This window comes from Streptomyces sp. NPDC047841 (assembly GCF_040704085.1).
In the GTDB taxonomy this organism is placed as follows: Bacteria; Actinomycetota; Actinomycetes; order Streptomycetales; family Streptomycetaceae; genus Streptomyces; species Streptomyces argyrophylli.
Genome location: NZ_JBEYRP010000011.1, coordinates 1 through 15,391 on the forward strand (window position 1 = coordinate 1; position 15,391 = coordinate 15,391).

General features: G+C 73.0%; 9 protein-coding genes. 1 reads left to right on the top strand and 8 read right to left on the bottom strand.

Going from position 1 to position 15,391, the window contains the following annotated elements:
- From AB0947_RS19160 to AB0947_RS19190, 7 genes are all read right to left on the bottom strand, one after another.
- Positions 1 to 7,512 (bottom strand): beta-ketoacyl synthase N-terminal-like domain-containing protein (locus AB0947_RS19160; protein ID WP_366751508.1); only part of this gene is annotated, 7,512 nt, incomplete at its 3' end.
- A 53-nt stretch (positions 7,513 to 7,565) separates the two neighbouring features.
- The gene (locus AB0947_RS19165; RefSeq protein ID WP_366751509.1) at positions 7,566 to 8,375 is read right to left on the bottom strand and encodes an SAM-dependent methyltransferase; all 810 of its coding nucleotides are present in this window, start codon (positions 8,373 to 8,375) and stop codon (positions 7,566 to 7,568) included.
- Between the two features lie 60 nt (positions 8,376 to 8,435).
- Positions 8,436 to 9,554, bottom strand: coding sequence for an alpha/beta hydrolase (locus tag AB0947_RS19170; protein WP_366751510.1), 1,119 nt, complete (start codon positions 9,552 to 9,554; stop codon positions 8,436 to 8,438).
- Positions 9,551 to 10,357, bottom strand: a complete 807-nt coding sequence (locus AB0947_RS19175; protein ID WP_366751511.1) for a 2-oxo acid dehydrogenase subunit E2 — start codon at positions 10,355 to 10,357, stop codon at positions 9,551 to 9,553. Before AB0947_RS19175 ends, AB0947_RS19170 begins: the two co-directional genes overlap by 4 nt.
- The gene (locus AB0947_RS19180; protein WP_366751512.1) at positions 10,354 to 10,581 is read right to left on the bottom strand and encodes an acyl carrier protein; all 228 of its coding nucleotides are present in this window, start codon (positions 10,579 to 10,581) and stop codon (positions 10,354 to 10,356) included. The genes AB0947_RS19175 and AB0947_RS19180 overlap by 4 nt, the downstream gene beginning before the upstream one ends.
- On the bottom strand, positions 10,578 to 12,455 hold the full coding sequence (locus AB0947_RS19185) for an HAD-IIIC family phosphatase (protein ID WP_366751513.1): 1,878 nt from the start codon (positions 12,453 to 12,455) through the stop codon (positions 10,578 to 10,580). Before AB0947_RS19185 ends, AB0947_RS19180 begins: the two co-directional genes overlap by 4 nt.
- Before the next feature lie 4 nt (positions 12,456 to 12,459).
- Complete coding sequence (locus AB0947_RS19190; RefSeq protein ID WP_366751514.1) at positions 12,460 to 13,491, bottom strand: 3-oxoacyl-ACP synthase III family protein; 1,032 nt, start codon at positions 13,489 to 13,491, stop codon at positions 12,460 to 12,462.
- Positions 13,492 to 13,760: 269 nt separating this feature from the next.
- Between AB0947_RS19190 and AB0947_RS19195 the strand changes: the two genes are divergently transcribed.
- Positions 13,761 to 14,567 (top strand): alpha/beta fold hydrolase, encoded by an 807-nt coding sequence (locus AB0947_RS19195; protein WP_366751515.1) that lies wholly within the window; start codon positions 13,761 to 13,763, stop codon positions 14,565 to 14,567.
- A 49-nt stretch (positions 14,568 to 14,616) separates the two neighbouring features.
- Here the strand turns inward: AB0947_RS19195 and AB0947_RS19200 are convergent, their stop codons facing one another.
- A complete protein-coding gene (locus tag AB0947_RS19200; RefSeq protein WP_366751516.1) occupies positions 14,617 to 15,390 on the bottom strand; it encodes an AfsR/SARP family transcriptional regulator in 774 nt (257 codons plus the stop codon).
- Between the last annotated feature and the right edge of the window lies 1 nt (position 15,391).

Here is a 15,391-nt window from a genome sequence, read left to right on the forward strand (position 1 = left end):
CACCCCAGCCGCATGCACCACCCCCGACAACTCCACCCCCTCCACCACACCAGCCAACGCCCCCAGATCAGCGACATCACACGCCGCCACATCCACCACAGCACCCAACGCCCGCAACTCACACGCCACCGACACCAACCGCTCATCCGCCCCACCACGCCGGCTCACCAACAAGAACCGACGCACCCCATGCACCACCGCCAAACGCCGCACCACCAACCCACCCAACGCACCACCCGCACCCGTCACCAACACCACACCCGCACCCCACACCGACCCCGCCGATTCCCCCGAACCCTCCACCGCGACACGAGCCAACCGAGGAACGAACACCTCACCACCACGCACCGCCAGCTGCGCCTCACCCGACGCCACCACATCCGGCAACACACCCGGCAACACACCCACGTCACCGTCCACATCCACCAACACGAACCGCCCCGGATGCTCCGACTGCACACTCCGCAACAGCCCCCACACCCCCGCACCCGCCAAACCACCCACACCCGACACACCACCAGGCCCCACCGCACCCCGCGTCACCACCACCAACCGCGACGACACCCACCGCTCATCCGCCAACCACCCCCGCACCAAAGACAGGGCGGCCTCGGTGGTGGAAAGGGCCAGGGTGTCCGCGCCGTCACGGGGCTCGTCCCCGATCGTGCGGCCGATCGGTGCGAGGACGACCTCCGGGCGCTGCCCGTCGGTGCCGACCGCGGCGACGAGATCGTCGAGGCCGGCGTAGTGGACGGTGCCGGCGGGGGCGCCGTCCATGGGGTCGGTGCCGACGACGGCCCACCGGCCCGCCGCCGGTGCGGGCGCGGTGCCGGTGGGCAGCGGCACCCAGTCGACGCCGAACACCGCGTTGTGCGTGGGGTGGGCGGCCCGGCCGGCCGGTGTCTTCATCTCGCGCAGCGTCAGCTCCGCGACGGAGACGACCGGGGCGCCGGCGGCGTCGGCGACGTCGAGGGCCGCCGTGCCGTCCCCGGTCCTGGTGAGCCGGACCCGCAGGTCGGTGGCGCCGACGGCGTGCAGGGACACGCCCGCCCAGGAGAAGGGCAGCCGGGGCGCCGCACCGCTGACCGCGGCGGCGGGGTCCAGGACGAGCAGGTGCAGGGCCGCGTCGAGCAGCGCGGGGTGCACTCCGTATTGGTCCGCCGTGGTGCGCTGCTCCTCGGGGAGCGCGATCTCGACGTACGTCTCGTCACCGTGGTCCCAGGCCCGTACGACGCCCTGGAACAGCGGTCCGTAGCGGTAGCCCTGCTCCGCCAGGCGCTGGTACAGGTCGTCGACGTCGAGGGCGGTCGCCGCGGCGGGCGGCCACTGGCGCGGCAGCGGTGCGGGCGCCTGGGCGTGGTGGAGGAGGGTGCCGGTGGCGTGCCGGGTCCACGGTCCGGGCGTCTCGTCGGCGTCGTCGGGGCGCGAGGAGACGGTGACGGCGCGGCGTCCCGCGTCGTCCGGTGCGGTGAGCGACAGCTGGAGCTGTACGCCGCCGGTCTCCGGCAGGACGAGCGGCGCTTCGAGGGTCAGGTCCTCCAAGTGCTCGTGGCCGGTGCGGTGTCCGGCGTGCAGGGCGAGTTCGACGAAGGCCGTGCCGGGCAGCAGGACGGTGTCGCCGACCTTGTGGTCCGCCAGCCAGGGGTGGGTGCGCAGCGAGAGCCGGCCGGTGAAGACCACCTGGTCGCCGTCGGCGAGGGCGAGGGTGGCCCCGAGCAGCGGGTGGTCGTCGCCCTGGAGGCCCAGTCCGGTGATGTCGCCGCCGCTCGTGGCGTCGGTGAGCCAGTAGCTCTCGCGCTGGAAGGGGTAGGTGGGAAGCGGCGCCGGGGTGTCGGCCGCCGGGACGAGTCCGGACAGGTCCAGGTGTGCCCCGTGGGCGACGGCCACGGCCAGGGAGTTCAGCAGCCGGGCCGGTCCGCCGTCCTGGCGGCGCAGCGAGCCGACGGCGACGCCGGGCACGCCGATGCCGTCGAGTGTCTCCTCGATGCCGACGGTGAGCACGGGGTGCGGGCTGGCCTCGATGAACAGGGTGTGTCCCTGCTCGGCCAGGGCACGGACGACCTGCTCGAACCGTACGGGGTTGCGCAGGTTGCGGTACCAGTAGCCGCCGTCGAGCAGGCCGGTGTCCTCGATGAGTTCGCCCGTGAGCGTGGAGTGGAACGGCACGGTCGATCGCTGGTTGGGCGTAACGGGTGCCAGGAGCTCGGCGAGGGGCTCCTGAAGCGCCTCGACGTGCGGGGAGTGCGAGGCGTAGTCGACCGGGATGCGGCGGGCCCGTACGTCCGACTCCTCGAAGCGCAGGAGGAGTTCCCCGAGGGCGTCGGCGTCGCCCGAGACCACCGTGGAGTGCGGGCCGTTGGCCGCCGCCACACAGACGCGGCCGTCCCATTCGGCGATCCGGCGCTCGACCTCGTCGGCCGCGAGGGACACGGAGACCATGCCGCCGGTACCGGCCAGCCGCAGCAACGCACGACTGCGCAACGCCACCACACGCGCCGCGTCCTCCAGGGACAACGCCCCCGCCACACACGCCGCCGCGATCTCACCCTGCGAATGCCCCACCACCGCCGCCGGCTCCACACCGTACGACCGCCACACCCACGCCAGCGACACCATCACCGCGAACAACACCGGCTGCACCACATCGACACGCTCCAACGACGGAGCACCCTCCACACCCCGCACCACATCCAGCAACGACCACTCCACATGAGGCGCCAGAGCCCGCCCGCACTCCACCATCCGCTCCGCGAACACCGGCGAAGCACCCAGCAACTCCACCGCCATCCCCACCCACTGCGACCCCTGCCCCGGGAACACGAACACCGGACGCACATCCCGGGCGGCGGTGCCGCGTACCAGAAGGTCGTCGGATTCACCGTTCGCGAGGGCGCGCAGGGCGCGCAGCGTGGTGTCGTGGCCGGTGGCGGTGACGATCGCGCGGTGCTCGAACCGGGTGCGGCCGCCGGCCAGGGTGCGGGCGACGCCGACCGGGTCGGTGGTGGTGCCGGCGGCGAGCAGTTCGGCCAGCCGGCCCGCCTGCTCGCGCAGCGCCGTCTCGTCGCGGGCGCTCAGCAGCCAGGGCACGGGGGTACCGAGGGGGGTGGGGGGCGTGGCGCGGGGTGTCGCGGGCTCGGGGTGCTCCTCCAGGACCAGGTGGGCGTTGGTGCCGGAGATGCCGAACGAGGAGACGGCGGCCCGGCGCGGGCGTTCGCCCCGCTCCCACGGCATCGCGTCGCGCAGCAGGGCGACGGCGCCGCTGTCCCAGTCCACGTGCGCGGTGGGGCTGTCGACGTGCAGGGTCCGGGGCAGCGTCCCGTTCCGGAGCGCCATCACCATCTTGATGACGCCGCCGACGCCCGCGGCGGCCTGGGCGTGGCCGATGTTGGACTTCAGCGAGCCCAGCCACAGCGGCGTGCCGGGGTCGCGGTGCCGTCCGTAGGTGGCGAGCAGGGCGCGGGCCTCGATGGGGTCGCCGAGGGTGGTGCCCGTGCCGTGCGCCTCCACGGCGTCCACGTCGGCGGTGGTGAGTCCGGCGGCGGCCAGTGCCTGTCGGATGACCCGCTCCTGGGCCGGGCCGCTGGGTGCGGACAGGCCGTTGCTGGCGCCGTCCTGGTTGATCGCGGAGCCGCGGATCAAGGCGAGCACGGGGTGGCCGCGCCGCTCGGCCTCGGACTGCCGCATCAGCAGGATCATGCCGACGCCCTCGGCCCAGCTGGTGCCGTCGGCGGCCTGCGCGAACGGCTTGCACCGGCCGTCGGGAGCCAGCCCGCGCTGACGGCTGAACTCGACGAACATGCCGGGCGAGCTCATGACGGTCGCGCCGCCGGCGAGGGCCATGTCGCACTCTCCGGCCAGCAGGGACCGGGCGGCCATGTGCAGGGCCACCAGTGACGAGGAGCACGCCGTGTCGACGGTGATCGCCGGGCCCTGAAGGCCGAGTGTGTAGGCCACGCGGCCGGAGGCCACGCTGGAGGTGCTGCCGGTCAGCAGGTAGCCGTCGAAGCCCTGGGCCCCCTGGTACAGCCGGGGACCGTACTCGGGTGCGACGGCGCCGACGAACACGCCGGTCTGGCTGCCGCGCAGCGTGGCCGGGTCGATCCCGGCCCGCTCCAGTGCCTCCCAGGAGGTCTCCAGGAGCAGCCGCTGCTGCGGGTCCATGGCGGCCGCCTCGCGCGGGCTGATGCCGAAGAATCCCGGGTCGAAGAGGTCGGCGTCGTGCAGGAAGCCGCCGACGTCGACGTAGGAGTGCCCGGCCCGGTCCGGGTCGGCGTCGAAGAGGCCGTCGAGGTTCCAGCCGCGGTTCGCGGGGAAGCCGCTGATCGCGTCGGTCCCGGAGGCGACCAGTCGCCACAGGTCCTCGGGTGAGGTGACCCCGCCGGGGTAGCGGCAGGCCATGGCGACGACGGCGATGGGCTCGTCGGCGGCCGCGGCACGGGCCGGGGCGTCGGTGTCCGGGCCGGTGCCGCCGTACAGCCGTTCGTGCAAGTGCCGGCTCAGGGCGAGCGGGCTCGGGTGGTCGTAGAGCAGGGTCGTGGGCAGGTCGAGGCCGGTGGCGAGGGAGAGCCGCTCGCACAGGTCGACCGACATCAGCGAGTCGAGGCCGAGGTCCCGGAAGACCCCGGTGGGGTCGACGTCGTGCGCGGAGGTGTGGCCGAGGACGGCGGCGACCTCCGCGCGGACCAGGGCGAGGGTGCCGGCGGAGCGGTCGGCCGCGGCGGGGGCGGGCGCCGCGTGGTGCGGGGCGGACGGCGGCGCGGGCGGCGCGGCCTGCGGGAGGCTCGGTGCGCCGGCCGGGGCGGCGACGCCGGGCCAGAAGCGGCGGCGCTGGAAGGCGTACGTCGGCAGCGGTACGAGGCGTGCGGCGCTGTGGGCGAAGAAGGCGGCCCAGTCCACCTCGGTGCCGGTGGTGTGCAGGTGGGCCAGGGCGCGGACGAGGGTCTCCTCCTCGGGCCGGTCGCGTCGCTGCGCGGCTGCCAGCAGCGGGCGCGGAGCGTCGGCCGGCAGGCTCTGGCGGATCATGTGCACGAGGACGGAGTCGGGACCGATCTCCAGGTAGCGGGTGACGCCCAGCCCGTGAAGGGTGCGGACGCCGTCGCTGAAGCGGACGGTCTTCCGGGTGTGCGCGGCCCAGTAGTCGGGGGAGGCGAGTTCCTCGGCCGTCGCCAGGCGGCCGGTCACGTTGGAGATCACGGGTACGGCGGGAGCGGCGAACTCCACGTCGGACGCCGCCGAGCGCAGGGGCCCCAGCGCGGGTTCCATCAGCCGGGAGTGGAAGGCGTGGCTGACGTGCAGCCGGCGGGTTCGGCGGCCCCGTGCGGCGAACAGCTCCATGACGGCGAGGACGGCCTCTTCGGGTCCGGACACGACGGTGGAGTCGAGCCCGTTGAGCGCCGCGATCTCGGCGTCGCCGCGCTCCTCGGCCAGCGCCTGTGCCACTTCGGCCTCGGTCGCCTCGACGGCGGCCATCGCACCGCCCGCGGGCAGCGACTGCATGAGGGCGCCCCGGCTCGCCACCAGCCGGCAGGCGTCGCCCCGGGAGAGGACGCCGGCGACGTGCGCGGCCGCCAGCTCACCGATCGAGTGTCCGATGAGGTAGTCGGGGCGGACGCCGAAGGATGCGAGCAGACGGTGCAGCGACACCTCGAAGGTGAACAGGGCGGGCTGTGTGTAGGCGGTCTGGTCGAGCCAGTGGGCCTCGGGCGTACCGGCGTCGGCGAACATCACGGTGCGCAGCGGACGCTCCAGCAGGCCGTCGAACTCCGCGCAGAGTTCGTCGACCGAGTGCCGGAAGGTCTCGAAGGCCGCGTAGAGTTCCCGTCCCATTCCGGGGCGTTGGGCGCCCTGCCCGGAGAAGACGACCGCGAGCGGACCGGTGGGTCCGGCGGTGCCGGTCAGCGTGGCGGAGGCCGGCTGTCCCTCGGCGAGCGCGGACAGGGACCCGAGCAGGGTGTCACGGTCGCGTCCGACGAGGGCGGCGCGGTGCGGGAAGGCGGTGCGCGTGGTGGCCAGCGAGAGTCCGATGTCGGCCGTCCCGGCGCCGGCTGCGGACGTGAGGTGCTCGTGCAGGCGCCGCGCCTGTGCCCGGAGGGCGGCGGGGTCCGTGCCGGAGAGCAGCCAGGGGACGACCGGCCGCGGTGCGGCGGGCGTGGTGCCGGTGTGCCGCGGCGCGGGGTGCGCGCCCTCGTCGGCCGGCTCGTGCCGGTGCTGGGCGAGGACGAGGTGGCAGTTGGTGCCGCCCATGCCGAAGGAGCTCACGCCGGCCACCAGGCGGTCCTGCGGACGGGGCCAGCTCTCGTGGCGGGTCTGCATCCGCAGCCGGAGCTCGTCCAGGGGGATGTCGGGGTGGGGCGTCTCGAAGTGCAGGCTGGCCGGGAGTTCGCCGTGGGCGATGCTGAGCACGGTCTTGATCAGCCCGGCGACGCCCGCGGCCGCCTCCAGGTGGCCGATGTTGGTCTTGACGGAGCCGACCCGCAGCGGAGCGTCCGCGGGACGGCCCGGCGCGAACACCGTGCCGAGGGCGGTGGCCTCGACGGGGTCGCCGACCCGGGTGCCGGTGCCGTGCAGCTCGACGTACTGCACCTCGCCGGGTGTGACCCCGGCCGCCAGCTGGGCCCGCCGGATGGCCTCGGCCTGGTACGCGGAGCCGGGTACGGTCAGGCCGTCGGTGCGTCCGTCGTTGGTGACGGCGCTGCCCAGGATCACGCAGTGGACGGGGTCGCCGTCGCGTACCGCCTGCTCCAGCGGCTTGAGCAGGACCACACCGGCGCCCTCGCCGCGTACGTAGCCGTCCGCGGCGGCGTCGAAGGTGCGGCAGCGGCCGGTCGGGGACAGGGCGCCGAACTTGGCGGACACCGCGGTGGTCTCGGCGAGCAGGTCGAGGTTGACTCCGCCGGCGATGGCCATCTCCGACTCACCCGCGCGCAGGCTCTCGCAGGCGAGGTGGACCGCGACGAGCGACGAGGACTGGCCGGCGTCCACGGCGAGGCTCGGGCCGTGCAGTCCCAGGACGTAGGAGAGGCGGTTGGCGATGATGCTGCGGTGGGTGCCGGTGACGGTGTGGCCGGTGCTGCCGTCCGGGCCGCGCCGCGCGAGGAGGCCGGCGTAGTCGTCCCAGATGGCGCCGATGAAGACACCGGTGCGGGAGTCGCGGACGCGCTCGGGGACGATGCCGGCGTTCTCCAGGACCTCCCAGCCCAGTTCGAGGACCACCCGCTGCTGCGGGTCCATCTCGACGGCCTCGCGTGGGGAGATCCCGAAGAACGCCGCGTCGAACTCGTCGACGTGGTCGAGGAACGCGCCGTACCAGCGCGGGCCCGGGTCGGCACCGGCCGGGCCCCAGCGGTGCTCGGGGGCGGGGACGACCGTGTCCCGGCCCTCGCGCAGGAGCTTCCAGAAGGCCTGCGGGCCGTCCGCCTGCGGCAGCCGGCATGCCATGCCGATGACCGCTACGGCGTCCTGGCGCCGCACCGCGGACTCGTTCGCGTTCACGTCCGGGGTTTCTGCAAACACCTGCTGACTCCTTGGTTGCACCGTGGCTGGTGTGCGTCGCTGTGGGCGGTGGCTCAGTTCTTGCGGGCGAGTCCCGCGTAGATGACCATGTCGCTCACCTTGCGGGGGGCCGTCTGCTCCGCCCGCCACTCGGTGGTCTCCACCAGACCGGGCTCCAGGAGTTCGAGGCCCTCGAAGAAGCGCGCGATCTGTGCCTTGGTCCGGTTGGCGTTGAGCTCGATGCTGCGCTTCTCGAAGGCCCGGTCGGTGGTGGCCGCGAGCTCGTCCAGCTCGGCCAGGGAGACGTGGGAGAGCACCAGGTAGCTGCCCGGGGGAAGGGCGTCGAGCAGCAGGCGCACGGCGGCCCAGGGGTCCTCGGCGTCGGGCACGAAGTGCAGGACGGCGACGAGCAGCAGGGCCACCGGCTCGTCGAAGTCGAGCAGCCGGCGCACCCCGGGGGCGTTCAGGATGTCCTCGGGGCGGCCGAGGTCACCGAGGACCACCTCGATGTTCTTCTCGGCGCGCACGAGGGACTCCGCGTGCACGGTGATGGTCGGGTCGTTGTCGACGTACACGACGCGTGCCTCGGGAGCGATGGCCTGCGCGACGGCGTGCACGTTGTCCTGGGTGGGCAGGCCGGACCCGATGTCGAGGAACTGCCGGATGCCCACGTCTTCGGTCAGGAAGCGGACCGCGCGGATCAGGAAGTCGCGGTTGGCGCGGGCCGCGGCGAAGACACCGGGATCGGTCGCGGCGATCTCGTCGACCAGCGCACGGTCGGCCGGGTGGTTCTCGGTGCCACCGAGGAGGTAGTCGTACATGCGGGCCAGGCCCGGACGCGTGGTGTCGATCTCGACGGGGGTCTTGATGGGGGTCTCGCTCAACGGAACGTTCCTTTCCGGAAGTGACGGGACGAAGCGTCGGGCAGGGGGCCTGACGGGGCGTCAGGCAGCCGGCCTGGGCCGGCGCGCCCCGGTCAGGGCGCCGGTGAGCCGTCGCCGCAGGGCGAGCAGACCGGCCGCGGCGGCGAGCAGGGCCGTGCGCGGGCCGCCGACGCGGCGCATGCGCAGCAGGGACAGGAAGATCCACAGCCGGGTTTCCAGGGCGTTGCCCGGTCCCGCGTGTTCGTCGCGGTACTCCAGGACCCGGGTGCCGGGGACCCTGCTCGTGAGCCGGCGGACGTCGTCACCCGGGATGATCGCGTCCTCGTGGGTGGCCAGGTAGTGCACCGGGATGCCGACGGCGGCGAGTTCCGTGTCGGTGAGCGCCCAGGGGCTCATGTCGCCGGTGATGTCGTCCGGGGTCGTGCGGGTCAGCCGGGCCAGCGTGTCGACGGTGATCCGGGGCAGGCCGCGGCGCCAGTCCGGGTCGGTGAAGAAGGCGGCGACCGGGGCGGCGATGGTGATGACACCCCTGATGCGCCGGTCGTGCGCCGCGCAGCGCAGGGCGGCGTGTCCGCTGAAGCTCAGGGTCAGCCCGTAGGTGTGCTCGACGTCGGCCCGGTCGCTTACGGCGTCGAGGAGGTGGGAGAGCATCCGCCAGCTGTCGGCGGAGTACGGCAACGGGTTCTCGCCGACGCCCGGCAGCTCGGCCACCAGCACGGCCATGCCCAGCCGTGACGCCTGCGCGAGCAGGGTCATCCACTGCTCCTTGATGCTGATGATGCCGCCCATCACCAGCAGCAGCGGGCGCCGCTCCGTGGCGGACAGGCCGCTCGCCCAGCAGGGCACGGTCTCGCCGAGGACGGGGAGGTCGAGGCGGGTCACCGCGTGGTCCGCCGCCCAGGCGGCGCAGACCTCGACGCACTTCTTCTGCGCCCGTTCCCTGGCCGGGCCGTCCACGGCGGGGAATCGCGCCAGGTTGTAGTGGGCGCAGGCCTCCAGCAGCCGGCCCTCGGCCTCCAGCCGGGCCGCGGCTCGGCTCCACTCCCCCGTCCAGGAGCCCGGCCGGTCCCCGTCGTCGGAGTGGATCCGGTCGCAGACCTCCTGGTAGGCGGCCTGGGTGAGGTTCTGGGCGCGTGCGTGGGCCAGCCCGAAGAGCTTCAGTTCCGCCACGTCGTTCATACGGCGTCCTCCAGGGCCGCGGCACGGCCGTCGGTGCCCGGCGTCAGGGGGTGGTGGAACTCCTCGATTCTGGTCTTGATGTCCGCGAGCAGGTCGGCGGCCTCTGCGCCGTCCACCACACGGTGGTCGAAGGCGAGGTTGAGCCGCATGACGGGGGCGGGGACCACCTGGCCGTCGCGGACGACCGGGCGCTCGGCGATCTGCCCGAGGCCGAGGGTGATGGTGGTGCCGCCGACGGAGTGGAACCCGTCGACCGGCCGGTGGCCGAGCGAGGACACGGCGAGCGTGCCCATGACCTGGTGCCGGGCGGGAAGCGGGCGCACGACCCGCCGGAAGGCACGGGACCCCACGGCTACGGGCAGCCGCTGGAGCCGGCGGACGGGGGCGAACTCGGGCATGTCGTCCGCGTCGCCCTCGCGGTAGTGCTCCAGTTGCCTCTGGATCTCGTCCAGGCCGGCCGCCTGCGCGCCCTTGAGCAGGGCCGACAGGACGACCCGTTCGCCGTCCAGCCTCTTGTCCAGGGCGACCTTCACATCGACGTGGTCGTAGGTGACGATCCGGGGGCGCAGGGTCCCGAGGATCGCGGCGTTGGCCTGCGGATGGGCGGCGAGTGCCCGTGCGGCGGCCAGGATGACGCACGCCACCGCGGAGTACCGCCGGCCGCTGTCCCGGGCGGCCTCGCGGACCTGCTGGACCCGGGTCATGTCGACGTCCGTGTCCAGGAAGACCGGGGAGAAGCCGCGGATCGTCTGGAGGAAGTAGAAGGTGTGGCGGCGCTGCCGCGCCAGGGGCCGGACCGTCACGGGGCCACCGCCAGTTCGTAGACGTGGGCGAGTGTGGGGGCTTCGATCACGTCGGGCAGGGACAGGCGTCGCCCGGTCTCCCGCTCCAGCACGGTCAGCAGCCACATCACGTGGAGCGAGTCCCAGCCGGGGACCTCGTCCACGTTGCGGCGCAGATCCTCACCGGTGACCGGTATCCCGATGTGATCACTGATCAACTCGGCGAATTCGTCCAGGCTGTTCACTTGCGGGCCCCCCGGGAGCGATCGATCAGACGGATGTGGCCGGGCACGTCCGGCAGCTGGCCCAGTCGGTGACGGAAGGTCGTCGACGTGGTGTCGCCACCGGTCTCCTCGAAGCCGGCGGACGGGTACAGGTGCCGCACCTTGGCGTTCTTGGCGGTCGGGCGGTACGCGGCCTCCACCGCGTCGGCGCCCTGTGCCTTGGCGTGGTGCAGCACGGCCGCCAGGCAGGCCTGTTCCACGCCGCGGGCCAGCACCCGGCAGCTGAGGAGGAAGTTGTCGACCGTCAGCACGTCGCCCGTGCGCCGCAGGAACACCGCGCCGGTCAGGCCGCTGCTGCCGAAGCGGTCGCTGACGTGGACCGCCAGCACGCTCGCGTCCGGGTCCTCGGCACGCTGCTGGACCGCCGCCGGCTGGAGCCGCTCGGTGGTGAGGTTGAACTGGTTGGTGCGCAGGGTGAGCTGGGACACCCGGGCGATCTCGTCCGGCCGCACGGGGCCGATGGTGACGGTGATCCGCAGGTCCCGCAGATAGTCGTCGGGATCGGCGTGCGCCGTGCGCAGCTCACCCCGTGCGGCCTCCGCCCGGTACAGGGCGGTGCGTTCGGTGTCCTCCGCGGTGACCGTCCGCACGGTGAACCAGCCGTCGGCCAGCAGCTTCTCCACGTGCAGCGCGGGCTCCTCGTCGAGGGCGACGACGTCGGCCTGCGGGCAGTGGGCGCGGACGAGGCCGCACTCGTGCGGGCTGTCGTCGACGAAGACGAAGCTGTCGAGACCGATCCCGATCGTGTCCGCGATCTCCCGCAGGTGCCCGGGCTTGGCCGACCAGTCGGCCTTGATCTGCACGAAGTCGTCCTCGCGCAGGGTCATGCCGGGGTGGTCGCGCAGCACCTCGCGCACCGGTGCCGGGTCGTTCTTGCTGACGGCCGACAGCAGGACGCCCTGCGAGGCGAGCTGGGCGAGGACGCGCTGGAAGGCGGTGAACGCCCTGCCGCGCAGGCCCTCGCCCACCTCGATGCCCTCGCGGCCGTCCTCGCTCAGCACTCCTCCCCAGAGGGTCTGGTCCAGGTCGACCGCCAGGCACTTCTTGGTCCGTCCGGTCAGGTGCCGGGCGAGATGGCCGATCTCCCTGGCGTAGGCGGCGAGCAGCGGCTCCGACAGGTGGGCACCGGTGTACGCGCTGAGCCGGGGGTCCGTGGCGGGCACGCCGTCGGCCAGCAGCGGGTCGAGGTCGAGTGCCACGACCTGGGGCCGGCTGTCGCCGAGCCCCAGCAGCCGTGAGTTGGCCTCCCGCCACAGCGTGCCGAGCCGGGCGCGCGAGCGGTAGTCGATCAGCTGCGCCGTCAGCGTCCGTGGGAGAGGCAGGGTGTTGACGACCAGGGTGGCGTCGCTGTGTGCGACGAAGCGTTCCACCAGGGCCTCGATCAGCGAGATCCGGTGCTCCACGGCCGCGCGTACCTCGTCGAGGGTCCAGGGCGCGCGCAGATCGTCGAGGACCACCATCGGGTCGAGGACCAGCAGGACCAGGTCGGGGCCCGCCGAGTACAGTTCGCCGGCCGGATCGGAGAGTTCCGGCACGTAGCTGTCGAAGTCGGTGAGGGTCGGCCGCAGCAGCAGCCCGTGCCGGGCGAGTTCGGCGGTGAGCGCCGGGGTCAGCAGGGCCAGGTTCCCGTGTCCGGTCACCGCTGTCCGCACCTGGGGAGTGTCCGCGTGGTGCCGCAGCACCTCGTCCGGGTCGAGACGGCACAGGAGCCGGCCGGCCCGCTGGAGTTCGGCGCCGGTGGCCTCGGCGAGCAGGGAACGCACCCGTGGGTAGTCGGTGGCCAGACGGCCGGCGCGGAACAGCTCCAGCAGGGAGCCGGGGCGGGACGTGTCCATCACGTCACACCCGCTCGATCGCGAAACCGGCGCGGATCCACTTGCTCGACTCCACCGAGATCCCGACCGCCCGGTCTCCGGGAGCCATGAGCTGGAGCGCTCGCTCGACCTGGAAGAACGGCGTGGCGTTCCCGGTGTTGCCGATCTGGGTGACGCAACTGACCTCCTTGGCGCCCAGCAGGTCCAGTTCGTCGACGACCCGGCGGGTCATCCGGCCGGACAGCTGCGGCGGCAGGACGTAGTCGACGTCCTCGCGGGTCCAGCCGACGTCGGCCAGCACCTGGTCCAGGATCTCGCGGCTCATCCGGGGCACGGTCTCCTCGATGGCCTTGTAGTCCTCCGCCGCGGGGAGCCGGTCGGACATGCGGTCGGCGGGGCCGAACCACTCCAGGATCTGCCCCGGCTCACGGCCGTGGCCCGTGAGCCGGGACGACGTGAGGCACACCCTGGCGAGCGCGCCCCCGGGCTCGGTGCTGAGGACCATCGCGCCGGCGCCGTCGCCGAACAGCACGTAGTTGATGAGCTGTTCGGGACGCAGCTTGGAGAAGTCCTGGCCGAGGTCGAAGTACTTCTCGTTCAGCTCGCCGCCGATCACCAGCGCCCTGCGGTACGCGCCCGTGGTGAGCAGCCGGTGGGCGAGGTCCAGCGCCTGGAACGCACCGGTGCATCCTGACTGCAACTGGAAGACGGGGACGCCGTCGATGCCCAGCCGGTCCGCCACCACGGAGGCCGTCGTCGGCAGGAGCCGGTCCGGGGTGGCGGTGCCCATGACCACCAGGTCGATGTCGGCGGCGGCGGTCGCGGCGCCGTCGAGCGCGCGGCGCGCGGCGAGTTCGCACAGGTCCGCCAGGGTGTTGCGCCGTTCGCCGGTGTCCAGGTCGACCGTGAGGTGCCGGGTCTCCGTGGCGATGAAGACCCCGATCCACTCCTCCCACTGGTCGCTCATGCCGAAGCGCCGGGTGAGCGCGGCGTTGTCGACGGGCGCGCCCGGGAGGGCGGTACCCGCGGACGCGACATGGATTCGTTGGGGTTGCATCTGGTCCCTCCGTCTGGTCGCGGCCCCCGCCCGTCCGGACCGGGGCATCGACCGGCTCGAAGCGGGGCGGTGCACCGGACGGGCCGTCCGGCGGAGCCCGGCAGCGAAGATCCTGGGAGGGGGCGCTTAAGCGGGCTTAAGGCCCCGCTCTAGCGGGTCGGCGCGCTCCCGGCGGGCGGCGCCCTCGCCCGTCCGGGCACAAGACCGGCTTTAGAGCCGGTCAATGCGGCCCGGCGACGATGGGCGAAAACTCTCGGGGAGGCACAGACGTGCGCGAGTGGGAAGGCACCGTATCCGGCCGCGGGCCGGCGACGCAGCGGACCCGGTACCTGACGACGACTCCGGTCGCCGGCGGGCCGCTCCGGCTGTTCTGCTTCCACCACGCCGGTGGCAGCGCCTCGGCGTTCACCGCGGTGCGCAACGCGCTCGCGCCGCACATCGACGTGCTGCCCGTGCAACTGCCGGGGCGGGAGGGGCGTAGGGCCGAACCGCTTGCGCGGTCGATGGCCGGCCTGGTGGCCGAGCTCGACGACCAGCTGGGCCCGTACCTCACGGGGCGATACGCCTGCTACGGCCACAGCATGGGCGCCCTGGTGGCGCACGACCTCGTCGCCCGCAGGCAGGCCCGCGGTGACGTGCTCCCGGTGCGTCTCGTCGCGGGAGCCGCGCGTGCGCCCCAGCTGGCGCCCGCGCTGGCCTCGTCACACACCGACTCCGACGACGAACTCGTCGAGAAGATCGTCGGTATCGGCGGCATGTCCGCCGAACTGCTGCGCTATCCGGACTGGGTGCGTCCGGCGCTGGAACTGACCAGGGCGGATCTGCGCCTGTGCGCGACCCGCAGCCCCTCGGCCACGCCCCCGCTGGACTGTCCGGTAGACGTGTTCCACGGAGTCGCGGACCCGCTGGTCTCCGAGGCCGAAGCCCGCGAGTGGGCGGCGCGCAGCTGGGCGGAGAGCACCTTCCACTCCTTCGAGGGCGGGCACTTCTTCTTCCTGCGGGAGTCACCCGCCGTGTTCGCCGCCCGGCTGGCGGCCCTCCTTCTCCCGGCCGGGGGTCTGGTGCCGGAGCACTGAGACCGACCCCCGGCCGGCAGCGCGGGCATGCGGCGGGCGGGCCCGCCGCTCAGCTCGCCATCAGGACGTCCAGGTCGCGGTCGGACGCGAGGATGGCCCGGTGCAACTGCCTGAGGGCACGGCAGGGCTCCAGTCCGAGTTCGGCGCGGAGTACGCGCTGGGCGGTGCGGTAGACCTCCAGCGCCTCGACCTGGCGTTCGGAACGGTAGAGCACCAGCATCAGCTGCCGGTAGAACGACTCACGCAACGGGTATTCGCTCGTCAGCCCGTACAGCAGTCCGATGACCTCGCGGTGCCGGCCGAGGGCCAGCCGCGCCTCCACGGACATCTCGAGGCACTGCAGGCTCTCCTCCTCGACCCAGGCGGCGAAGGAGTTCAGGATCGGCCCCTCGGCGAAGCCGTCCAGGACCTGGCCGCGGACCAGTGACAGCGCCCGTTCGAATGCGGCCAGCGCCGCCTCGTAGGCGGCGGCCTGGTGGTGCGCGTGCCCTCTGCGCACCGCCTCGTGGAAGTCCTGGAAGTCGAAGCCCGCGCCGTCGGTCTTCAGCAGGTAGCCGGCCGGCTTGGTGACGATGGCCCGTCCCTCGATGTCCCCCGCCGACACCAGGAACTTGCGCAGTTGGGAAATGTACACATGGACGGTGGCCGAGGCACGGCGGGGCGGATTGCTCACCCACAGTTCCCCGATCAGCTGATCCTTGTTGACGAAGCGCCCCGACTCGACGAGCAGCGCCGCGAGAACCGTCTCGATTTTCGGGGCACTTAGCGTGAACTGTCGCGAACCGTCGATTACTCGGAGCGAACCGAGTATTTCAAACCGCATT

Bases quoted from the DNA above. Each gene is read 5' to 3' on its own strand.
- AB0947_RS19185 (WP_366751513.1), bottom strand. From the start codon at position 12,455: ATGGACACGTCCCGCCCCGGCTCCCTGCTGGAGCTGTTCCGCGCCGGC.
- AB0947_RS19170 (WP_366751510.1), bottom strand. From the start codon at position 9,554: ATGAACGACGTGGCGGAACTGAAGCTCTTCGGGCTGGCCCACGCACGC.
- AB0947_RS19190 (WP_366751514.1), bottom strand. From the start codon at position 13,491: ATGCAACCCCAACGAATCCATGTCGCGTCCGCGGGTACCGCCCTCCCG.
- AB0947_RS19200 (WP_366751516.1), bottom strand. From the start codon at position 15,390: ATGCGGTTTGAAATACTCGGTTCGCTCCGAGTAATCGACGGTTCGCGA.